This window comes from Paractinoplanes durhamensis (genome assembly GCF_016862175.1).
In the GTDB taxonomy this organism is placed as follows: Bacteria; Actinomycetota; Actinomycetes; order Mycobacteriales; family Micromonosporaceae; genus Actinoplanes; species Actinoplanes durhamensis.
In genome coordinates, this window is sequence record NZ_BOML01000069.1 from 1 (window position 1) to 21,475 (window position 21,475).

Annotated in this window: 14 protein-coding genes; 8 read left to right on the forward strand and 6 right to left on the reverse strand. The window is 70.5% G+C overall.

What is annotated here, in order from left to right; genetic code table 11:
• Window positions 1–142 precede the first annotated feature (142 nt).
• Window positions 143–1,726, reverse strand: coding sequence for a hypothetical protein (locus Adu01nite_RS40460; RefSeq protein WP_203734656.1), 1,584 nt, complete (start codon window positions 1,724–1,726; stop codon window positions 143–145).
• 93 nt (window positions 1,727–1,819) lie between these two features.
• The gene (locus Adu01nite_RS40465; protein WP_203734677.1) at window positions 1,820–5,170 is read right to left on the reverse strand and encodes a S8 family serine peptidase; all 3,351 of its coding nucleotides are present in this window, start codon (window positions 5,168–5,170) and stop codon (window positions 1,820–1,822) included.
• A gap of 179 nt (window positions 5,171–5,349) precedes the next feature.
• Here Adu01nite_RS40465 and Adu01nite_RS40470 point away from each other — a divergent pair, with 179 nt between their 5' ends.
• On the forward strand, window positions 5,350–8,685 hold the full coding sequence (locus tag Adu01nite_RS40470; protein ID WP_239133087.1) for a CARDB domain-containing protein: 3,336 nt from the start codon (window positions 5,350–5,352) through the stop codon (window positions 8,683–8,685).
• 63 nt (window positions 8,686–8,748) lie between these two features.
• Here Adu01nite_RS40470 and Adu01nite_RS40475 read toward each other — a convergent pair whose 3' ends face one another.
• Window positions 8,749–9,177 carry a hypothetical protein gene (locus tag Adu01nite_RS40475; RefSeq protein WP_239133088.1) on the reverse strand — a complete coding sequence of 143 codons (429 nt, stop codon included), beginning with the start codon at window positions 9,175–9,177 and terminating at the stop codon, window positions 8,749–8,751.
• 199 nt (window positions 9,178–9,376) lie between these two features.
• Here Adu01nite_RS40475 and Adu01nite_RS40480 point away from each other — a divergent pair, with 199 nt between their 5' ends.
• The 7 genes from Adu01nite_RS40480 (at window position 9,377) to Adu01nite_RS40510 (ending at window position 18,580) form a co-directional block, all read left to right on the forward strand.
• On the forward strand, window positions 9,377–9,589 hold the full coding sequence (locus Adu01nite_RS40480) for a hypothetical protein (RefSeq protein ID WP_203734658.1): 213 nt from the start codon (window positions 9,377–9,379) through the stop codon (window positions 9,587–9,589).
• A gap of 71 nt (window positions 9,590–9,660) precedes the next feature.
• Window positions 9,661–10,377: a peptidylprolyl isomerase gene (locus Adu01nite_RS40485; RefSeq protein WP_239133089.1), complete on the forward strand. Its 717-nt coding sequence runs from the start codon at window positions 9,661–9,663 to the stop codon at window positions 10,375–10,377.
• Window positions 10,378–10,405: 28 nt separating this feature from the next.
• The gene (locus Adu01nite_RS40490) at window positions 10,406–11,716 is read left to right on the forward strand and encodes a cation:proton antiporter (RefSeq protein WP_203734659.1); all 1,311 of its coding nucleotides are present in this window, start codon (window positions 10,406–10,408) and stop codon (window positions 11,714–11,716) included.
• A gap of 84 nt (window positions 11,717–11,800) precedes the next feature.
• Window positions 11,801–15,631, forward strand: coding sequence for a Pls/PosA family non-ribosomal peptide synthetase (locus Adu01nite_RS40495; protein ID WP_203734660.1), 3,831 nt, complete (start codon window positions 11,801–11,803; stop codon window positions 15,629–15,631).
• Window positions 15,628–16,953 carry a M1 family metallopeptidase gene (locus Adu01nite_RS40500; RefSeq protein WP_203734680.1) on the forward strand — a complete coding sequence of 442 codons (1,326 nt, stop codon included), beginning with the start codon at window positions 15,628–15,630 and terminating at the stop codon, window positions 16,951–16,953. The genes Adu01nite_RS40495 and Adu01nite_RS40500 overlap by 4 nt, the downstream gene beginning before the upstream one ends.
• Window positions 16,954–17,027: 74 nt before the next feature.
• Entirely contained in the window at window positions 17,028–17,603 is a 576-nt protein-coding gene (locus Adu01nite_RS40505; RefSeq protein ID WP_203734661.1) for an RNA polymerase sigma factor, read from the forward strand.
• Window positions 17,600–18,580, forward strand: a complete 981-nt coding sequence (locus tag Adu01nite_RS40510; RefSeq protein ID WP_203734662.1) for a CU044_5270 family protein — start codon at window positions 17,600–17,602, stop codon at window positions 18,578–18,580. The genes Adu01nite_RS40505 and Adu01nite_RS40510 overlap by 4 nt, the downstream gene beginning before the upstream one ends.
• Here the strand turns inward: Adu01nite_RS40510 and Adu01nite_RS40515 are convergent.
• From Adu01nite_RS40515 to Adu01nite_RS40525, 3 genes are read right to left on the reverse strand one after another with little or no spacing between them, the layout of a single operon-like run.
• Complete coding sequence (locus Adu01nite_RS40515; protein WP_203734663.1) at window positions 18,577–19,395, reverse strand: carbohydrate ABC transporter permease; 819 nt, start codon at window positions 19,393–19,395, stop codon at window positions 18,577–18,579. The two genes, Adu01nite_RS40510 and Adu01nite_RS40515, sit on opposite strands and share 4 nt — an antisense overlap.
• Window positions 19,385–20,269 (reverse strand): carbohydrate ABC transporter permease, encoded by an 885-nt coding sequence (locus Adu01nite_RS40520; RefSeq protein ID WP_203734664.1) that lies wholly within the window; start codon window positions 20,267–20,269, stop codon window positions 19,385–19,387. The genes Adu01nite_RS40515 and Adu01nite_RS40520 overlap by 11 nt, the downstream gene beginning before the upstream one ends.
• Window positions 20,266–21,405, reverse strand: coding sequence for an extracellular solute-binding protein (locus Adu01nite_RS40525; protein ID WP_239133090.1), 1,140 nt, complete (start codon window positions 21,403–21,405; stop codon window positions 20,266–20,268). Before Adu01nite_RS40525 ends, Adu01nite_RS40520 begins: the two co-directional genes overlap by 4 nt.
• Window positions 21,406–21,475: the final 70 nt, after the last annotated feature.

The window sequence follows — 21,475 nt, forward strand, 5'->3', positions numbered from 1 at the left end:
TCGCGGTGCTCGCGGTGCTCGCGGTGCTCGCGGTGCTCGCGGTGCTCGCGGTGACCCTGGCAGGTTGACTGTGTTGATCGCATTGATTGAGTTGACGTCTTGATTGAGTTGACGTGTTGACAGTGTTGATTGTGTTGATTGGTTAGTTGCTGTTCGCGGCGATCACTACCAGCGTCACCAAGGCGACCGGAATCAGCAGGCCGATCCACGTCATCGGGCGCTGCAGCAGGCGCGGCCCCGGGTCCATCGGCTGGTGGCTCGGGGCGTGCGGGTTTGGCTGGGGTGCTGCCAGGCTGGCCACCTTGTCGCGCCGGGCCAGGTTCATCAGCACCGTGATCGGGGCGATGATCAGCGAGGCGTAGCCGTACCAGCCCTGGACCAAGGTTCGCGAGGTCATGTGGCGGAAGACTCCGAGCCCGCAGTCGCGGCAGAATGGTCCCTCCGTGCTGAGGAACTGCATGAGCACGATCATGCCTCGGTGCCCGCGGAACTTGGTGTCCACGGCCGGCACGCTCCCACAGAGACGGCAGGCCGTTTGCGGCGGCGGGCCGGTCAGCGCCGTCGCCGGGTAGTCGTCGGAAACGCCGGCCGGCGACCCGTGGGCGGGCGGCGCACCGTAGGCGGCACCGGGCGCGGTGGACGGTGCGCCATAAGCGGGTGCAACAGACTCTTGGCTATAGGCGGGTGCAGCAGACTGCTGGCCATAGGCGGGTGCGGCCGAGGCGGAGGGCGGGCCGTAAGCGGGTGGGGTGGACGGCGCGCCGTAGGCAGGACCGGCCGGCTGCTGACCGTAGGCGGGCGTGCCGGGCTGTTGACCGTAGGCGGGCGTGCCGGGCTGTTGACCGTGAGCGGGCGTGCCGGGCTGCTGGCCGTGAGCGGGCGTGCCGGGCTGCTGGCCGCAAGTGGGCGTGCCGGGCTGCTGGCCGTAAGTGGGCGTGCCGGGCTGCTGGCCGTAAGTGGGCGTGCCGGGCTGCTGGCCGTAGGTGGGCACGGCGGGTTGGCCGTAAGTGGGTGCGGCAGGCCGGCCGTAAGTAGGCGTGGTTGGCTGCTGACCGTATGCGGGTGCGCCGGGCTCCTGGCCGTAGGTCGGTTCGGCAGGTTGCTGGCCGTAAGTGGGTGCGGCTGGCTGCCGACCGTATGCGGGTGCGCCGGGCTGCTGGCCGTATGCGGATGCGGCAGGTTGCTGGCTGAGGGTGGCCGGGCCGTGCTGCTGGCTGTAGGTGGCCGGGCCGGGCTGTTGGCCGTGGGTGGCCGCGCTGGGCTGTTGGCCGTGGGTGGCCGCGCCGTGCTGCTGGCTGTAGGTGGCCGGGCCGGGCTGTTGGCCGTGGGTGGCCGGGCCGGGCTGCTGGCCATGGGTGGGCGCGCCGTGCTGCTGGCTGTAGGTGGCCGGGCCGGGCTGCTGGCCGTGGGTGGCCGGGCCGGGCTGCTGGCCGTGGGTGGCCGGGCCGGGCTGCTGGCTGTAAATGGGCGCGCCGGGCTGCTGGCCGTGGGTGGCCGGGCCGGGCTGCTGGCTGTAGGTGGCCGCGCCGGGCTGCTGGCCGTAGGTGGGTGCGGCGGGCTGGCCGTAAGTGGGTGCCCCACGTTGCTCGCTGTATGCGGGCTCGGCGGGCTGCTGGCCGTAAGTGGGCGCGGCGGGCCGGTGGTAAGTCGGCTCCGCGGGCCGGCCGTGTTTGGGTGGTGGAGCGTAGGACTCTGGCTCTGGTGGGTGGGCCGGTGGCTGGGACAAGGCTGACCTCGAGGCTGAGAGCGGGCTGAGAGCCGCGTCAATGTATCGCCAGGTCGAGTTCTGCGCTGTCCCGTGCCACCGGCCCGGGTTACATCAGTATGCGTCGATGATTGTCTGTTCGATTCCGCTGCCGGCGCTTCCTGTCGCGGTCACTCGTAGTGCGACCGTGCCGCCTTCGGATGGCTTTGGCAGGGTGGCCCGGTACGTGTCGGCGCCGGAAACGGACACGGGTGCCGGGGTCCATGTTGAGCCGCCGTCCGGCGACGTTTCGACCGTGAAACCGGTGACCTTCTGTGGGCGTACGCCATGGGCCTGCCGGACCACGAACGTTGCTTTACCGGTGGGCAGGGGTTGATTGTCCGCGTCCAGCGGCAATTGGTAATCGACTGCCAGCAGTGGCAATGGGGTGTTGGCCGTTCCGGCGGGGCCGGCCGACCGGAAAGTCCACGACGTCGAGGTTCTGGTTGACACCGGGATGGCTCGGCCGGCGTCTACGTCGTAGGTCAGGCGGTAATTCGCCAGGCCGCGTGGGACCGGGAAATCGGCTATCGAGTCGGTGGCCGTGCCGATGGTTTGGCCGTTTCGGGTGAGGGTCAGTTTGCGGTCGATGTCCAGGCCGAAACCGCCGGACAGGCAGTCGAAACGTTGGTGCTGATCCGTTAGCGTGACCAGCTCTACGTGGATGTTTCCGCTGGTCCGGCCGGGGGCGGCGGGCTCGCAGCCGGAACGTGAACCGGCCGGGTCGTCATACCAGTCGGAGCGCAGTGGCTGGCGGACCCATGTCTTCTCCTGGCGGCTGCCGGGGGCGTAATGGGCGATGCCCTCCTGGGTGACCGTGCCGCTCCAGAAAGCTTCGTCGACCCAGCCGAATCCGGGCGTCACGTAATCGGTGCGGTCCCCGCTTACCGATTCGGTGCTGTTCTCGGCCAGGAAATCGCCTTCGGGGCTCAGGCCGTAGCGTTTGTGGCCGGTTACCGGCTCGGGCATGTCCAGCTTGTGGAAATGCTGGTCGATTTGGGCCAGGCGGGCCTGTTCGGCGGTGGTCACCCGGTAGGCCGGGTCGGTGGGCAGGCCGTTTCCCAGTGAGCTGATCAGGTCGTAATGGCGGCCGGGGGCGTCCAGGCCGAACGCCGAATAGGCGCGGAAGTTGCCTACTCCGGCGCCGTCGGTCGGCAGTACCCAGACGTTTCCGGCCTTGGCCGGTTCGCCCCAGAGGAAGGCGAAGTCGGACCAGGTCGGGCCGCGTCGGCCGGTCTGCAGGTAGGTGAGTCCGAGCGAAGCGGTCGCGGTCTCGACCCCGTCCACGGTCGCGCCCAGTTTGCGGGCCTTGGCCAGGTCGAACCGAATGGTGGTGTCGGTGTTGAGCACGGTGTCGGGATCGCCGGCCATGGCGGCGCGGTCGTCATCGTCGGTGAACGCGTCGAAGGCGGCCATCACGCTGTAACGGCCATCCGGCACGCGCAGGGTGAACGTGTCGCCGGGGTCGCCGTAGACGTTGGTGGCGAACACCGCCGGGTCGTCGATGTTGACCACCTGCAACGACACCCAGCCGAGCGCGCCCTCGGGCGTACCCGGAACGGTGGTGGTCTGGATGGTGAGGTTGTGGCTGGGCGGGTCGATGTAGAAGGTCACCGGCGTGCGGGTCACCGATGAGCCGTCACGGGCCGTCACCAGGGCGGTCCAGAGCCCGGGCCGGGCCGCGAAGGCCGCCTTGTCGATGGTCAGCGCCACACCGTCGGTCGCGCTGGCCGCCAGCCGCAATGCCGAAGCCGACAGCGTGACCGCCCCGGCCGGCGCGGCGGCACCGAGGTGATCCGTGGTCGTCACGCTGAGCGCGAGCGAGACCGGCGCCTTACCGGTGTTGGTCCAGCTGGGCCTCGTGCCGGCGCCCCGAGAGGCCGCCGCGCCCAAAGCGGGCGCGCCCAAAGCGGGCGCGCCCAAAGCCGCCGCGCCCAAAGCGGGCGCGCCCAAAGCCGCCGCGTCCGAAGCGGGCGCGGCCAAAGCCGCCGCGTCCGAAGCCGGTGCGGCCACCACCCCGGAAAGCGGCCGGGCCACGTTCAGCCGGCCGGAGCCCACGGCGTACGCATCAAATGCCGGCACCGGATCTGCGGCCCCGACCAGCGCCGCCTTGAGCTGGGCGGCCTTCCAATCGGGGTGGCGCTGGGCGAGGACCGCGGCGGCCCCGGCCACGTGCGGCGTGGCCATCGACGTGCCCGACGAGGCGACGTAATGCGCGTCGATCGGGCGGCCCATGGTGGTGCCGGCCGCCCGCGCCGCGACGATGTCCACCCCGGGCGCGACGATCTCCGGCTTGGCGGCGTGGGTGTTCGGCTGCGGGCCGTGGCTGGAGAACTCAGCGACCGTGTCCTTACCGTCGACCGCGCCGACGGTGAGCGCACTGGCGGCCGCGGCGGGGGAGGAAACGGGACCGCCGTCGTTGCCGGCGGCCACCACGAACAGGGCGCCGGTCTGCTTGCTGAGGGCGTCCACGGCGAGCGACAGCGGATCGGTGCCGTCGCTGGGTTCGTAGCCGCCGAGGCTCATGTTGACCACCGAGGCGCGGCTCGCGGCCCACTCCATACCGGCGATGACCTGGGCGTCCGTGCCGTACCCGTAGTCGTCGAGCACCTTGCCGATCGCCAGCCGCGCGCCCGGCGCCACGCCCTGCCGCGCGCCGTGCGAGGCCGCGCCGGTGCCGGCGATGGTCGCCGCGACGTGCGTGCCGTGCCCGAAGTGGTCGGTGGCGTCGCCGCCGTCGACCGTGAAGTCCATCTTCTCGGCGACCTGGCCGGCGAGGTCGGGGTGGGTGGCGTCGATGCCGGTGTCCAGGACGGCGACCGTCGTGCCCCGCCCGGTATAGCCGGCCGACCACGCCTGCGGCGCGGCGACCTGGCGGAGGTTGGCGTCGAGAGACGTGGCCCGCACCCGGCGGTCAAGCCAGATCTTCGAGGAGGCGGAGCGCGCCGCCAGCGACGGGAGGGCGATGCCGGCGGACTTCGCCCGGCGACCGGCCACGGCCGAGATGCTCGGCAGCGCGCGAGCATTGGTCAGACCACTGGTAAGGGCAGACGAACCGCCCGACCGGATGATCAGCGGCAGGTCGCGGGTGTGCGCGTCGTCGTAGCCGTCCGCGATCAGGGCGGTCACGTCGAACAGCGCCGGGTCGAGCTGTTTGCCGAGCATCGGGGCGATCCGGCCGGGCACCACATGCACGTGCCCGTCGGGAGTGCAGGACCGGTGCAGGATGCCGCTCGCGGCGGCCGGCCGGACGGTGACGGCCGGGCAGCCACCACCCGGCGTGCTACGGACGGTGACGACGTCGCCGGTCAGCAGCGTCACGGTGGATGAGGAGCCGGCCGCGGGAACGGGGGCGGCCGAAGCCGGAGCGGAAGGGATGCCCAGCGCGGCGATCAGGACTCCGGCGGCGGGCAGGACGCGAATCATCGACACATTCACACGTCTTAGTCGTGTTTGGACACCCGCCAGGTTGTCAGCGATCGAAGCCGTTGACTTTGTGGACACGTATCTGAAATCTTAGATCTCTGTCTACGCAAGAATTCGGCAGAACAACGAAACTTCGTAGCAGGCGTCCCCATCCCCAGGCGCGCAGAACGAGGGCACCCATGCGAATGCGAAGACTGCTCCCCACCCTCATGGCCGCGACGCTGGTCGCCGCCGTCCTCACCCCCGGGCCGGCGCACGCCGCCGGCGGCACCAACCTCGCCCAGGGCAAGCCGGCCTCGGCCTCCGGCACCAACGATGTGTACGGCGCGGCCAACGTCACCGACGGCAACGCCAATTCCTACTGGGAGAGCCCGAACAACGCCTTCCCGCAGTGGGTCCAGGTCGACCTCGGCAGCAACCTCGCCGTCGACCAGGCCAAGTTGAAGCTGCCGCCGGCCACCGCGTGGGCCACCCGCACCGAGACGCTCACCCTGCAGGGCAGCGTCGACGGCTCGACCTGGATCACCCTGTCCGGGTCGGCGGGCCGCGTGTTCGACCCGGCGACCGGCAACACGGTCACCATCGACTTCACCGCGGTCACGATCCGATATGTCCGGGTCACCATCACCGGCAACACGGGCTGGCCCGCGGCGCAGCTCTCCGAGGTCGAGGTCTATGGGGTGGCAGGCCAAGATCCGGATCCGCCCACCGGCACCAACTTGGCCACTGGTAAGACCATGGAGGCGAGCTCCTCCGTCTTCGGGTTCGTCGCGCCGAATGCCAACGACGGCAACACCGGCACCTACTGGGAGTCCAGCGGCTTCCCGTCGACGCTGACCGCCAAGCTCGGCGCGAACGCCGACATCACCGGCGTCGTGGTCAAGCTCAACCCCGACCAGGCATGGAGCACCCGCACGCAGAGCATCCAGGTGCTCGGCCGCGCGCAGAACACGAGTGCGTTCACCAGCCTGAAAGCCCGCGCCGACTACGTCTTCAACCCGTCGACGCAGAACACCGTCACGATCCCGGTCACCGCCCGGGCCGCCGACGTGCAGCTCCAGGTCTTCAGCAACACCGGCGCGCCCGGTGGTCAGGTCGCCGAGCTGCAGGTTCTCGGTGCCTGGGCAGCCAACCCCGATCTCGTGGTCACCGGTCTGACCTGGTCACCGGCGTCACCGGACGAAGCCACCGCGATCACCGTCTCGGCCACCGTGCGGAATGCCGGCACGGCCGCGTCGACCGCAACCACGCTTGATGTACGGGTGGGAAGCACCGCCGCCGGCAGCGCCACCGTGGGCGCTCTCGCGGCCGGCGCCTCCACCACGGTGACCGTGAACGCCGGTCGTCTCGCCCAGGGCAGCTACTCGGTGTCGGCCGTGGTCGACCCGGGTGACACCGTCGCCGAGCAGAGCAACGACAACAACACCCTGACCGCGTCGTCGCCCCTGGTCGTGGCCCAGGCACCCGGTCCCGACCTGCAGGTGCTCAGCGTGACGCCGACCCCGGCCAACCCGTCGGCCGGTGCGGCGGTCACCTTCGCGGTCGCGGTCAACAACCGCGGCACCAGCGCGGCGGCGGCCACCGTGACCCGGGTGGTCGCGGGCAGCACGACGCTCAACGTCAACACCGGCGCGATCGCGGCCGGCGCGACCGTCACGGTGAGTGCCGGGACGTGGACGGCAACTACCGGCGGTGCCACCATCACCGCTACCGCCGACGCCACGAACGTGGTCGCCGAGACGAACGAGAACAACAACAGCCGTACGCAATCGATCGTGGTGGGTCGCGGCGCAGCCGTGCCTTATGTCTCTTACGAGGCGGAGGCCGCCCGCTACTCCGGCACCCTGATCGAGGCGGACGCGCTGCGCACGTTCGGGCACACCGACTTCGGCACCGAGTCGTCCGGCCGCAAGTCGGTGCGGTTGACCGGGACCGGGCAGTTCGTCGAGTTCACCTCGGTCAGCGCGGCGAACTCGATCGTGGTCCGCAACTCCATCCCGGATGCGCCGGGCGGCGGCGGGCAGAACGCCACGATCAGCCTCTACGTCAACGACCAGTTCGTGCAGAAGCTGACGCTCTCGTCGCGCAACAGCTGGCTGTACGGCACGAGCGACGACACCGAGTCGCTGTCCAACACGCCCTCGGCCGACGCGCGGCGGCTGTTCGACGAGTCGCACGCGCTGCTGACCACGTCGTACCCGGCCGGTACCCGCTTCAAGTTGCAGCGTGACGCCACCGATTCGGCGGCGTTCTACTACCTCGACCTGATCGACCTGGAGCAGGTCGCTCCGGCGCTGACCCAGCCGGCCGGGTGCGTCTCGATCACCAACTACGGTGCGGTGCCGAACGACGGCCTCGACGACACGGCCGCCATCCAGCGCGCGGTCACCGACGACGAGAACGGCGTGATCAGCTGCGTCTGGATCCCCGAGGGCCAGTGGCGGCAGGAGCAGAAGATCCTGTCACCGGACCCGGCCCGCGGGCAGTACAACCAGAAGGGCATCCGCAACGTCGTCGTCCGCGGGGCCGGCATGTGGCGCTCGCAGCTCTACACCGACACCGAGCCGCAGAACGTGGTCGGCAACATCAACCACCCGCACGAGGGCAACGTCGGCTTCGACATCGACGACAACACCCAGATCTCCGACCTGGCGATCTTCGGCATGACCACCAACCGGGCCAACCGCGGCCACGGCATCAACGGCCGGCTCGGCAAGAACACCAAGATCAGTAACGTGTGGATCGAGCACGTCAACGTCGGCGCGTGGGTCGGCCGCGACTACTCGGACACGCCCGCCTACTGGAACCCGGGCGACAACCTCGAATTCTCCGGCATGCGGATCCGCGACACCTACGCCGACGGCATCAACTTCAGCAACGGCACGCGCAACTCGCGGGTCTTCAACTCGTCGTTCCGCACCACCGGCGACGACTCCCTGGCCGTCTGGGCCAACCCGCGGGTCAAGGACACGTCGGTCGACATCGCCTCGAACAACCACTTCGTCAACAACACCGTTCAACTGCCCTGGCGGGCAAACGGCATCGCGATCTACGGCGGTTTCAGCAACTCCATCGAGAACAATCTTGTGTACGACACCATGAACTACCCGGGCATCATGCTGGCCACCGACCACGACCCCTTGCCGTTCACGGGTACGACGCTGATCGCCAACAACGGCCTGTATCGGGCCGGCGGCGTCTTCTGGAACGAGGACCAGGAGTTCGGCGCGATCACCCTCTTCCCGTCGTCGAAGGACATCGTCGGGGTGACGATCCGCGACACCGAGATCGTCGACTCGACCTACGACGGCATCCAGTTCAAGACCGGCGGCGGCAACATGCCGAACGTGGCGGTCACCAACGTGAAGATCGACAAATCCAACAACGGCGCCGGCATCCTGGCGATGAGCGGCGCCCGAGGCAACGCGACCCTGTCCAACGTCACCATCACGAACTCGGCCGACGGCAACATCGTCACCCAGCCCGGCTCCCAGTTCGTCATCACCGGAAGCTGACCAGGTGAGCGCCCCCGGCCTGCGCCGGGGGCGCCTCTTGCCTGCTGATAGACCCGACGCTCTTCACTCCGACTGCACCACGGTGAAGGGTGGCCGTACGCCCTCGGTGAGCTCGGCCGCTGCCTCCAGTGCCATCACCGCGCGTTCCCTGCTGCCGACCGGGGACCTGGCCGTGGAGTGCAGCGATCCCAGGGCAACCAGGTAGCCGGAACCCACCGCGGCATAACCCGAGATCGTGTGCCCGATCTGATAGTCGGCGCCGACGACGTAGAGGCGACCATGAATGCCGACAAGGAACTGTCCACCCTGTTCCTGACCGTTCTCGGTTCTCGCGTAGCCGCCCGTGGAGAGGCACCCGCGGACGGCATCGATGAAGGTGGTCACCATGAACCGGTCTACGTCCCAGGTGTCGGGCTCGCCGACGGTCAGCGAGTAACGCAGGAGTTGACCCATCCGGTAGCTGGTCGTAAAGCCCATCAGGTAAGGCCCCACCTGAAACACCTTGGAATCCGACCGCACCGCAACGTGCCACCCGTCGCTCCCCGCCGAGTCCCCACCGATGGTGACGGTCCGCCCGTCCGTGATCCCGACGATGCACGTCATGAGGCCACTCTTCTAGGCCGGCACGCTCATGCCAACCATCGGGCGTGGATCCGCCGCCCGGAGAGAGCCAGTTGTCAGCTCAGGTCGCGTGCGCCGCGTGGTAGGCGGCCAGGACCGGGGGCACGCCGTCGGTGAGCATCTTGCGGCGGACACTCCCGCCGACGTGCTGCAACTGCGGATGGCGCTGCTCAGCATCAACGCCGCCGTCGACGCGTCGGCCCACGGCGATTTCACCGACGAGCAGATCCTGGCGGCCGCCCACCGCCACGCCACCGTCCTGGTCGGCGCTCTCCTCGGGTAGAGCATTGACGTATCCACGCGTGTCGATTAGACCAGTGGGGGAGCGTCCGGCTGATTCGTGGAGGTAAGAAAGTGGTCAAGGGTCTTCTGGCCGTCGTCCTCACCGTGGCGGTCGGCCTTGCCGGTGCCACGCCGGCATCGGCGGCGGGGACTGACCCGGACACGCCGACCAGCGGCCCGTGCGCCTACACGCCGACGCCCGACGATCCCGCGGTCCGGCCGGTCCCGCTGCCCCGCGACCCCCGGCACACACCGTCCCGCGGTGAGGTCCAGGTGCTGCTGCGCACCAACCTCGGTGCCATCCCGCTGGTGCTGGACCGCAGCGTGGCGCCCTGCACCGTGCAGAGCTTCGTCCACCTGGCCCGGCACCGGTTCTACGACCGCACGATCTGCCACCGCCTCACCGCCTACCCGACCCTGTCGGTGCTGCAGTGCGGCGACCCGTCCGGCACCGGCGAGGGCGGTCCCGGCTACCGCTACGGCGACGAGTTGCCGACCACCCTCCCGCCCGCGCCGACCGACCCGACCGGGGTGCGCCGGGTCTACGCCCGCGGGGTGCTGGCCATGGCGAACGCCGGGCCGGACACCAACGGCAGCCAGTTCTTCCTGGTCTACGCCAACTCGGCGCTGCGCCCGAACTACACGATCTTCGGCCACGTCGAGCCGGCCGGCCTGCGCACCCTGGACACGATCGCGGCCGGCGGGGTGACCCCGACGCCGGAGGACCCGGCCCCGCTGGACGGGCCGCCCGCGCTGCGGACCGAGATCCGGGTGGCGCGCGTGCACTGACCGGTGCCCGGCTGGGCATGAGGGACGTGTGCAGATCTCTGATGTGATTTTCGCGGTGGTCGGGCTCGGTGCGCTGCTGGCCGGGATCCTGCCGCGGGTGCTCGAGCGCCGGCCGCTGTCCATGCCGATCGTTTTCGTCGGCCTCGGGATGCTGGTCTTCGGGCTTCCGCTCGGGCTTCCGGACGCCGACCCGCTCGCCCATCCGAAGCTCACCGAGCATCTGACCGAGCTGGGCGTGATCGTCGCGCTGATGGGCGCCGGGCTGAAGATCGACCGGCCGATGAGCCGGCGGAGCTGGGCGTCCACCTGGCGGCTGCTGATCATCGCGATGCCGGTGACGATCGCCGCGATGGCGTTCCTCGGCTGGTGGTGGGCCGGGCTGGTGCCGGCCACCGCGCTGCTGCTGGGCGCCGCCCTCGCCCCGACCGACCCGGTGCTCGCCGCCGACGTGCAGGTCGGCGAGCCGACTGCCGAGGAGGACTCGGAGGACGAGGTGCGGTTCGCGCTCACCTCCGAGGCCGGCCTGAACGACGGCCTGGCGTTCCCCTTCGTGTACGCCGCGATCGCGATGGCCTCCACCGCGGGTCTGGGCTGGGCCGTCGAGTGGGCTTGGCGGGACGTGCTGCTCAAGGTGGTGCTCGGCGTCGTCGGCGGGGTGCTGGTCGGCAAGCTGCTGGGCCGGCTGTTCTTCCGGGCCCGCAAGGAGTCGCTGCGGCTGTCCCGGCACTCGGAGGGCTTCCTCGCCCTGGCCGCCACCATGCTGGCGTACGGGGTGGCCGAGGTCGCGCACGGCTACGGCTTCCTGGCCGTGTTCGTGGCCGCCCGGACGATCCGGGCCGCGGAGAGCTCGCACGAGTACCACCAGGTGCTGCACGACTTCGCCGAGCAGACCGAGCGGCTGCTGACCGTGCTCTTGCTGCTGTTGTTCGGCGGGGCCGTGGTGGGTGGCCTGCTGGGACCACTGACCTGGCCGGCCGTCGCGGTGGGATTGGTGCTGATCTTCGGCGTACGCCCGCTGTCCGGGTTTTTGTCCCTGCGCGGAGCGCCCGGACGCCGGTCGGAGCACTGGGTGATCGCGGCGTTCGGCATCCGCGGGATCGGATCCTTCTATTACCTTTCGTATGCGCTCACCCTGGCCGATTTCCCGAAGGCTGACCTGGTGTGGGCGACCATCGGCTTCGTCGTGCTGGTGTCGGTGGTGCTGCACGGGGTGGCCGCCACCCCGGTGATGAGGTGGCTCGACCGGGCGAACGAACGCACCGGTCAGGACGCCGGGGCGTTGACGCAGGGTGTGTCGGTGGACACGTATCCGACATCTGCCCGTCATTTCCCGGTGTAGTCCCGTAGCTTTGAGGGCTGCCCCGGGCGGCTCTCGCCGTGCGCCTGGACGCCGTCGACCCCAAAGGTGGAGTGAGCAAGCCCGGTGACTGTCACAGACCTGAGTTTGATCGACCTTCCCGACATCGCCTTCGGCCCCGCGGCCCCGGCGCTGTTCCGCTCCACCGATGCCCCGCAGCGCCGCACGCTCGTCGACATCTTCGATGCGACCGTGCAGGACCACGGGGGAGCCCGCGCGATCGACGCCGGCGGCGCCGCCCTGACCTACCGTGAGTTCGCCGGTGCGGTCGAGTCGGTGCGGGAGAAACTCGCGGGACACTCGGTCGGTGTCGGCGACCGGGTCGGCATCCGGGTCTCGTCCGGTACGACCGAGCTCTACCTGGCCATCCTCGGCGTGCTGGCGGCCGGCGCGGCGTACGTGCCGGTGGACGCGGACGACCCTGAGGAGCGGGCCGAGCTGGTCTTCGCCGAGGCGGGCGTGTGCGCGGTCCTGGGCGACGGCTTGAGCGTCACCATGCGGCGTACCCCCGAAGGCCGTCCCGGACGGCCCGGCCCGGAGGACGACGCCTGGATCATCTTCACCTCCGGCTCCACCGGCACCCCGAAGGGCGTGGCCGTGTCGCACGGCTCCGCGGCCGCGTTCGTCGACGCCGAGGCGCAGCTGTTCCTGGCCGGCGACGACGCTGAGGCGATCGGCCCGCAGGACCGGGTGCTGGCCGGGCTGTCGGTGGCGTTCGACGCCTCCTGCGAGGAGATGTGGCTGGCCTGGCGGTACGGCGCGTGCCTGGTGCCGGCCGAGCGGTCGCTCGTGCGCAGCGGCGTCGACCTCGGCCCGTGGCTGGCCGAGCAGCGCATCACCGTGGTGTCGACGGTGCCGACGCTCGCCGCGCTGTGGCCGGTCGAGGCGCTCGACGAGGTCCGGCTGCTGATCTTCGGTGGCGAGGCGTGCCCGCCCGAGCTGGCCGAGCGGCTGGCGGTGGAGGGCCGCGAGGTCTGGAACACCTACGGCCCGACCGAGGCGACCGTGGTCGCCTGCGCCGCGCCGATGACCGGCGAGGGCCCGGTCCGGATCGGCCTGCCCCTGGCCGGCTGGGAGCTGGCCGTGGTCGACGCGGCCGGCGATCCGGTGGCGATGGGGGAGACCGGCGAGCTGGTCATCGGCGGGGTCGGCCTGGCCCGCTACCTCGACGCCGCCAAGGACGCCGAGAAGTTCGCGCCGCTGCCCTCGCTCGGCTGGGAACGGGCCTACCGCAGCGGCGACATCGTCCGCGCCGAGCCCGAGGGCCTGCTGTTCCTCGGCCGCGGCGACGAGCAGGTCAAGCTGGGTGGCCGGCGGATCGAGCTGGGCGAGGTGGACGCGGCGCTGCAGGCGCTGCCCGGTGTCGCCGGTGCGGCCGCCGCGGTCAAGCGGACCGCGGCCGGCAACCAGCTGCTGGTCGGCTACGTCGTGCCGCGCGACGACTTCGACCCGGCCGCCGCCGCGCTGCGCATCCGCGAGCAGCTGCCGGCCGCGCTGGTCCCGCTGCTCGCCGCGGTCGACTCGCTGCCCACCCGTACCTCCGGAAAGGTCGACCGGGCCGCCCTGCCGTGGCCGCTCGCCTCCGGCGCCGGTTCCGAGGAGCTCACCGTCACCGAGGCGTGGCTGGCCGGCGGCTGGGAGGAAATTCTCGGCGTACGCCCCACCGAGGCCGACGCCGACTTCTTCTCCAACGGCGGCAGCAGCCTCAACGCCGCGCAGCTGGTCGCCTGGATCCGGCGCAGCCACCCGCAGATCGCGGTGGCCGACGTCTACCAGCAGCCGCGGCTGTCGCAGATGGCGGCGGCGCTCGACGCGCTCGTCGTGCAGGAGACCCGGGCCCGCCGCGAGATCCGGCCCACGCCCCGCCGGGCCGGCCTGATCCAGGCACTGCTCATGGTCCCGATGCTCGCCCTCGTCGGGCTGCGCTGGCTCACCGTGCTGGCCGCGCTGGCCAACCTGCTGCCGGCCGGGTGGGCGCCGCAGACCAACTGGTGGTGGATCGCGGGTGGGTGGGCCCTGCTGTTCAGCCCGCCCGGCCGGATCGCGGTCGCCGCCGGCGGCGCGCGGCTGCTGCTGCGCGGCGTCCGCAAGGGCAACTACCCGCGCGGCGGCGGCGTGCACCTGCGGCTGTGGGCGGCCGAACGGCTCGCCGAGCTGACCGGCGCCACCGGCGTGGCCGGCGCGGGCTGGCAGATCACCTACGCGAAGGCGCTCGGCGCGCAGATCGGCCGGGACGTCGACCTGCATTCGGCGCCGCCGGTCACCGGCCTGCTCAAGGTCGGCCGCGGCGCGGCGATCGAACCCGAGGTCGACCTCTCCGGCTACTGGATCGACGGCGACATCGTCCGGGTCGGCAAGACCCGGATCGGCGCCGGCGCCCGGATCGGCTCGCGCAGCACGCTCATGCCCGGCGCCCGGGTCAGCAAGGGCGCGCACGTCGAGGCCGGTTCGACCGTGTCCGGCGCGGTGAAGGCCGGCAAGCGGGAAACCGCCTGGCCGGCCCACCGCCCGCCGCGGCGCTCCCGGCTCTGGGTGGTCGCCTACAGCCTGACCGCCCAGCTTCTCGGCCTGCTCCCGGCCGTGGCCGTGCTGCCCGCGATCGCCATCGTCGGCTGGACCGTGGCTGATCGGCCGAACCTGGGCGCGGCTCTGCTCGCCGCCCCGGTCGCCGCGGTCGCCTACTTCCTCACCTACGCCCTGTTCGTGCTGGTCGCGGTCCGGGTGCTCGGCGTCGGCATGCGGGCCGGTTTCCATCCGGTCCGGGGCCGGGTGGCCTGGCAGGTGTGGACCACCGAGCGGCTGATGGGAATGGCCCGGATCGCGCTCTTCCCGATGTACGCCAGCCTGTTCACGCCGGTCTGGCTGCGCCTGCTCGGCGCCAAGATCGGCCGTAACGCCGAGCTGTCCACCGTTCTCGCGCTGCCGAGGATGACCACCGTCGAGGACGGCGCGTTCCTGGCCGACGACACCATGGTCGCCACCTACGAGCTCAGCCACGGCTGGCTGCGGGTCGCCCCGGCCCGGATCGGTAAGCAGGCCTTCCTCGGCAACTCCGGGATGGCCGCGCCCGGCCGGTCGGTGCCCAAGCGCGGCCTGGTCGGCGTGCTGTCGTCGGCGCCGCGCAAGGCGAAGAAGGGCTCGTCGTGGCTCGGCGCCCCGCCGATGCCGCTGCGCCGCACGGTCGAGTCGGGCGACGCCGCGCTCACCTACGACCCGCCGCTGCGGTTGAAGCTGGCCCGCGCCGCGATCGAGCTGTGCCGGATCATCCCGGTGATGTGCGCCGGCGTCCTGGCCGTGCTGATGCTGGCCGCGCTCGCGGGGATCTGGCAGACGGCCGGCCTGTGGGTGGCCGCGCTCGTCGCCGGGCCGGTGCTGTTCGCCGCCGCGATCGCCGGCGCGCTGCTCGGCACGGCCGCGAAGTGGCTGCTGGTCGGGAAGTTCCGGGTCACCGAGCACGCGCTGTGGACGTCGTTCGTCTGGCGCAACGAGCTCGCCGACACGTTCGTCGAGGTGCTCGCCGCGCCGTGGCTGTTCCGCTTCGCCTCCGGCACCCCGTTGCTCAACGTGTGGCTGCGCACACTCGGCGCCAAGATCGGCCGCGGGGTGTGGCTGGAGACGTTCTGGCTGCCCGAGTACGACCTGGTGCGGCTGGGCGCGGGCGCCACCGTCAACCGAGGTTGCGTAGTGCAAACTCACCTCTTCCATGATCGGATCATGGCCATGGACGAGGTCACTCTGGGCGCGGGCGCCACGCTCGGCCCGCACGGGATCGTGCTGCCCGGTGCGAGCATCGGTGCGCGCACCACGGTCGGTCCGGGTTCGCTGGTAACCCGCGGCGATGCCGTGCCCGAGGACAGCCGGTGGCTGGGAAACCCGATCGCGACCTGGGCATCATGACCCCACCGGGGGCCGATCGCTCGACCGACTCGTACCTCCCGGGACACGGCAACGGCGGCTACCGGGTGCTGCACTACGACCTCGACCTCAATTACCTGGTCGTGTCGAACCGGCTGGCCGGGAAGGCGACCGTCACCGCGCAGGCGGTCCAGTCGCTGTCCCGGTTCAGCCTCGACCTCGGCCAGTTCCGGGTCTCCGACGTGCGGGTCGACGGGCGGCGGGTCACCTACACCCACCGGGCCGGCAAGCTCCGGATCAAACCCGAGCAATCGATCGCCTACGGCGCCACCTTCAAGATCGAGATTAAGTACGCCGGGAAGCCGGTCCCGATCTCCGGGCGCTGGGGCGACATCGGCTGGGACGAGTTGACCGACGGCGCGCTGGTGGCCAGCCAGCCGAACGGCGCGCCGTCCTGGTTCCCCTGCAACGACCGCCTGGAGAAGGCCAGCTTCCTGGTCAAGGTCACCGCCGCGGCGCCGTACACGGTGGTGGTCACCGGCGATCTGGTCTCCCGCCGCCGCGGCGCCGGCGACACCACCTGGGTGTACGAGCGGACCGAGCCGACCGCCCCCTACCTGATGAGCGTGCAGGTCGGCCGCTACGAGCTGATCGACCTGGCGGTGGGCGGGGTGCGCCAGCAGGCCGCGATCCCGCCCCGGCTGCGGACGGTGTTCCGGCACGACTTCGGCCGGCACGGCGAGATCATGGCGGCCTTCGAGGGCCTGTTCGGACCCTACCCGTTCCGGGAGTACGTCGTGGTGGTCGCCGACGACGACCTGGACGACCCGATCGAGGCGCAGGGCATGGCCGTCTTCGGCCGCAACCACGTCGACGGTTTCCGCACCCACGAGCGGCTGGTCGCGCACGAGCTCGCCCACCAGTGGTTCGGCAACAGCCTCACGGTCGCCGACTGGCGGCACATCTGGCTCAACGAGGGCTTCGCCACGTACGCGGAATGGTTGTGGTCCGATGTTTCCGGCGGACCGTCGGTGGAGGTCCTGGCCGCCCGATGGCACGGCTGGGTGGCGGCGCAGCCGGCGTGGTTCACCGTGGCCGACCCGGGCGTGGCCCGCATGTTCGACCCGCTGGTCTACAAGCGCGGCGCGCTGACCCTGCACGCCCTGCGCGCGGCGGTCGGCGAGGAGACGTTCTTCGCGCTGCTCCGGTCGTGGGTCGGCGAGAACCGGCACCGCACCGTGACGACCTCGCAGTTCCGCGAGCACGCCGGTCGATTCACCACGAAGCCGCTGCACGACCTGTTCGCGGCGTGGCTCGACCGCCCGGCGCTGCCCCCACTGCCGCCGCTCCCGTTGCGAAACTGAACACTCTTCCCGTCATCGGCGAACTACGGGTGTGATGCACCTGAGGCGACGACGGAGACGGGTCCGGTGGTGAGATGGCGACGCAGTTGAGCACCGACACCGACGCCCATCTCATCGAACGGGCAAAGCTGGCGCCGGAATTGTTCACGGCGATCTTCGACCGGCACTATCGCAACATTTACGGGTACGTTTCCCGCCGGCTCGGCCCCGATCTGGCCGAGGACGTGGCGTCGGAGACCTTCCTGACCGCCTTCGACCGGCGGCACAGCTACGACGTGACCCGCGGCGACGCACGACCCTGGCTCTACGGGATCGCGTCCAACCTGGTCGCCCGGCACGTCCGGGCCGAGTCGCGGCGCTACCGGGCGCTGGCCCGGGCCGGCGGCCAGGAGGTCGGCGACACCGAGCACGACGACGCGGTGGCCGGCCGGCTGGACGCCGCGGCCGTGCGTCCCACGCTGGCCGCGGCCCTGGCCCGGCTGCCGGAGCCGGTGCGCGCGGTGCTGCTCCTGGTCGCGTGGGCCGGGCTCAACCAGCAGGAAGCCGCGCTCGCGCTGGGTATCCCGGCGGGCACGGCCAGGTCCCGGCTGCACCGGGCACGACAAGAGATGCGGCAGGCGCTCGGCGCCGAGATCGAGGTGGACGAATGATGGACGAGATCAGCATCCTGCACGAGACCTTCGACCCGGCCGAGCCGTCGCTCGACGCGGAGCAGCGCGCCCGGCACGCCCTGCAGAACCGGATCGCCAACCCGGCCCCGGCCCGGCGCCGGCCCTCCTGGTGGCTGAGCATCCCGGTCGCCGCCACCGCGGCTGCGGTGGTCACGGTCCTGGCGATCGGCAACGGCAGCAGCCCGGTGCCGCCCTCGGCGATCGGACCGTCATCGGCCGCCCCGGCGAAGGCGCTGCCCTATCTCAAGCCGGTCAGCGCGGCCCAGGTCCTGGAGAATGCGGCCTGGACCGCCGAGCAGGAGATCTGGGTGGACCCGGCCCCGACCCAGTTCATGTATGTCGAGACCCTGGAGATGCGCAACCAGCCCGGGTACGAGCAGGAGCACCCGAACGGCTCGCTGCTGCCCGGCAAGGCGCAGTACCGCACGGTCCAGGAGTGGAACCGGATCGACGGATACGTCTGGGCCGGGAAGCACAACGGCAAGCTCGAGGTGAGCCACCAGGGCGAGAACAACGGCTACCGGGCCTTCGTCCCGTGGTCGCAGGTGGTCAAGCTGACCAGCCCGGCCGCGATCGACGCCTACCTCAAGAATCCCGAGGGCGGCGTGATGGCGGAGCCGTGGGCGCTGGCCGGCCAGTACGTCCTGCCGCCGGACGTGAAGGCGGCGATCTTCCGCTACCTCGCCCAGCAGCCGGGGATGAAGGTCAACCCGGACGCGGTCAACCTGGACGGCCGCCCGGCGATCGGGCTCGGCGAGGTGATCGAGGGTTACCTGTCCCGGGAGTTGCTCTTCGACAAGGACACCTACAGCCTGATCGGGGACCGCATGGTCGCGGTGAAGGACAAGGTCCGGAAGGCGGACGACGGCACCACCTACGCCCACAAGGGCGACCTGTTCCGCCAGGTGATCTACCGCAAGATGGCCATCGTCGACAACGCCGGCGACACGGACTAACCCTTCAGGCCGGTGTGGGCCAGGCCCTCGATGAACTGCCGCTGGGCTATCACGAAGACGATCAGGACCGGGATCGCGGTCATCGACGCCGCCGACAGCTGGACGTTCCAGAGCTGCCCCTGGTAGGGGTCGGTGAACTGGGTCAGGGCCTGGGGGAGCGTGAACATCGACTTGCTGGACAGGTAGACGATCGGTTCCAGGTAGAGGTTCCAGCTGGTCAGGAACGTGAAGATGGCGACCGCGCCCAGCGCCGGGCGGGCCAGTGGCAGGGCGATACGACGAAAGATGGCAGCGCGGGTGAGGCCGTCCATGCGGGCGGCCTCCTCCAGCTCCACCGGCAGCGTGATGAAGAACTGCCGCATGATGAAGGTGGCCAGCACGCTGGGCGCGCCGAAGATCGGCACCAGGATCAGCGGCCAGTGGGTGTCGATCAGGCCGAGCGAGTTGAAGATCCGGAACAGCGGGACGATCGTCACCTCGCTCGGGATCAGCAGGCCGGACAGCACGACCAGGAACAGCGCGTTCTGCCCGCGGAAGCGGATCCGGGCGAACGCGTAGCCGGCCATCGACGCCACCACCAGCGTGCCGAGCGTGACCACGACCGCGATGTAGGCGCTGTTGAGGTACTGCCGGGCGAACGGCTGCATGGTGAAGACGTCGTGCCAGGCCGCGAACGACACGTGACTCGGCCACAGGCTCCGGCCGAAGATGTCGGCGTTCGGCTTCAGCGAGCTGGTCACCATCCACCAGGTCGGAAAGACAAAGGGCACACAAAGCACGAGCAGGATTCCGTACGCCGTGGTCTTAGCTCTCATGGAAGACCCATCTCTTGCGAAGCTGCCACTGGACGACGGTGAGCGCGAGCACGATGAGGAACAGCAGCACCGACAGGGTGGCGCCGTAGCCGAACGCGTGGAACTGGAACGCCTGCTGGTAGAGGTAGTAGACGAGCACCGTTGTCGAGGTGCCCGGCCCGCCCTCGGTGAGGACGGCGATCTGCGCGAAGACCTGCAGCGACCCGACCACCGTAATGATCGAGGTGAGCAGGATGGTCGGGCTGATCAGCGGCAGGGTGATCCGGCGGAAGACGGTCCACGCGTTCGCGCCGTCGGTGCGCGCCGCCTCGTAGAGCTCCGGCGGCACGCCCTGGAGTGCGGCCAGGAACAGCACCATGTTGAGGCCGACGTTCTTGAGCACCTGGACCACGATCACGGCGGCCATCGCGGTGCCGCCGGAGCGCAGCCAGTTCGGGCCGTCGAGCCCCACGGCGTCCAGGAACGAGTTGATGCCGCCGTTGTCCTGCAGCATGAACCGCCACACGATCGTCCAGGCGACCAGCGACACCACCACCGGCGAGAAGAACAGCACCCGGAAGACGGTGGTGCCGCGCAGTTTCTGGTTGAGCAGCACGGCCAGCAGCAGCGCCAGGCTGAGGTTGACGATCACCAGGCCGGCCGAGAAGAGCAGCGTCGCCCGCAACACCCGGGGCACGGTGGGATCCTCGGCCAGCTGCCGGTAGTTGTCCACGCCGCTGAACGTGAACGTGTTCGCGAGCACGTTCCACTCGTGCAGGCTGTACCAGGCCACCAGCACGAGCGGGATGAGGACGAAGGCGACCGTCCCGGCCAACTGCGGTGCGATGAACGCGTACGCGGTCAGCCGGTCCTGTCGTTTGATTGCTCTTGTCATTTGGCCAGAACCGGCTGGATCGCGGTGCACACGCCCTTGAGCACCGCGGGGACCTCGGCGTCGGCCGTCCACAGCGGGTCGAGGGCGGCCCGGACCGCCTGGCTGATCTGGGCGTTGTTGGCGTGACTCGGCTTGACCACGCCGTTCGCGATGCCGTCGATCACCACGCTCTGCAGCTGTTCCTTGCTGAGCAGCGGGTTGGACCTGGCCAGGGTGTCCGCGGTGAGCTGCGGGGTGCGCGGCGGCGGGAAGAACTGGGCGAGCTTGGCCGAGTTGGCGTCGCCGGTGAAGAACTTCAGGAAGTCCTTGGCCGCGTCGACGTGTTTGCCCTGCTTGAGGACGCCGACCCCGCCCTGGCCGATGACCGAGTAGGTGCCCTTCGGGCCGGCCGGCAGCGGGACCAGCGCCCATGTGAACTTGCCGTCCTTGAGCAGCGAGGCCCGGGAGATCTGGGTGATCGTCATCGCCGATTCGCCGGCGAAGAAGTCGGCCGCCACGCCCGGCCCGGGGATCGCCTTCCTGGTGAAGATCGCCTGGTGGATGAAGGTCATCGCGTCGATCATCGGCTGCTGGTCGAAGCCGCACGTCTTGCCGTCGTCCGACCAGGCCTGGGCGCCCCAGCCGTCGAAGATCGGCGCGAGGTTGGTCCAGTCCTTGTAGTCGAAGTCGCGCGGGACCAGGCCCTGCTTGCCGGTCTTGGCGGCGGTCGCGGCCGCCACCGCGATCGCGTTGTCCCAGGTCCAGTCGGCTCCGGTGGGGAGCTTCTGGCCGGCCTGCGTCAGCAGATCGGTGTTGACGAAAACCCCGAACGGCGAGGTCGAGAACGGGTACGCGATGAGTTTGCCGTCCTGCTTCCACAGGGCGGTGGCGCTCGGCGCGAGTTCGGACGGGTTCTCGATCGCGTCGTCGACCGGGGCGAGCGCGCCGGACGAGACGAAGTCGGGGGCCGAGCCTTCCAGGATCCAGGCCAGGTCGGGGGCGTTGCCGCCGGCGATCTGGGTGGTCAGCGTGGTCGTGTACGTGTCGACCGGCAGCGCGTCGAACTTGATCGTGACGTCGGGGTGGGCCTTGATGTAGTCGGCCGCTATCTGATTGAACAGCCGGACGTGTGCCTCGTTCGCCGACCATGTCGTCATTCGCAGCGTGACGGGGCCTTGTTCAGCGCCACCGCAGGCCGCAACCGAAACCAGCAGGACTATCGAGGCG

Coding starts and splice junctions, on each gene's coding strand:
- Adu01nite_RS40465 (WP_203734677.1), bottom strand. CDS start 5,170: ATGATTCGCGTCCTGCCCGCCGCCGGAGTCCTGATCGCCGCGCTGGGC.
- Adu01nite_RS40470 (WP_239133087.1), top strand. CDS start 5,350: ATGCGAATGCGAAGACTGCTCCCCACCCTCATGGCCGCGACGCTGGTC.
- Adu01nite_RS40500 (WP_203734680.1), top strand. CDS start 15,628: ATGACCCCACCGGGGGCCGATCGCTCGACCGACTCGTACCTCCCGGGA.
- Adu01nite_RS40505 (WP_203734661.1), top strand. CDS start 17,028: ATGGCGACGCAGTTGAGCACCGACACCGACGCCCATCTCATCGAACGG.
- Adu01nite_RS40510 (WP_203734662.1), top strand. CDS start 17,600: ATGATGGACGAGATCAGCATCCTGCACGAGACCTTCGACCCGGCCGAG.
- Adu01nite_RS40515 (WP_203734663.1), bottom strand. CDS start 19,395: ATGAGAGCTAAGACCACGGCGTACGGAATCCTGCTCGTGCTTTGTGTG.
- Adu01nite_RS40520 (WP_203734664.1), bottom strand. CDS start 20,269: ATGACAAGAGCAATCAAACGACAGGACCGGCTGACCGCGTACGCGTTC.
- Adu01nite_RS40525 (WP_239133090.1), bottom strand. CDS start 21,405: ATGACGACATGGTCGGCGAACGAGGCACACGTCCGGCTGTTCAATCAG.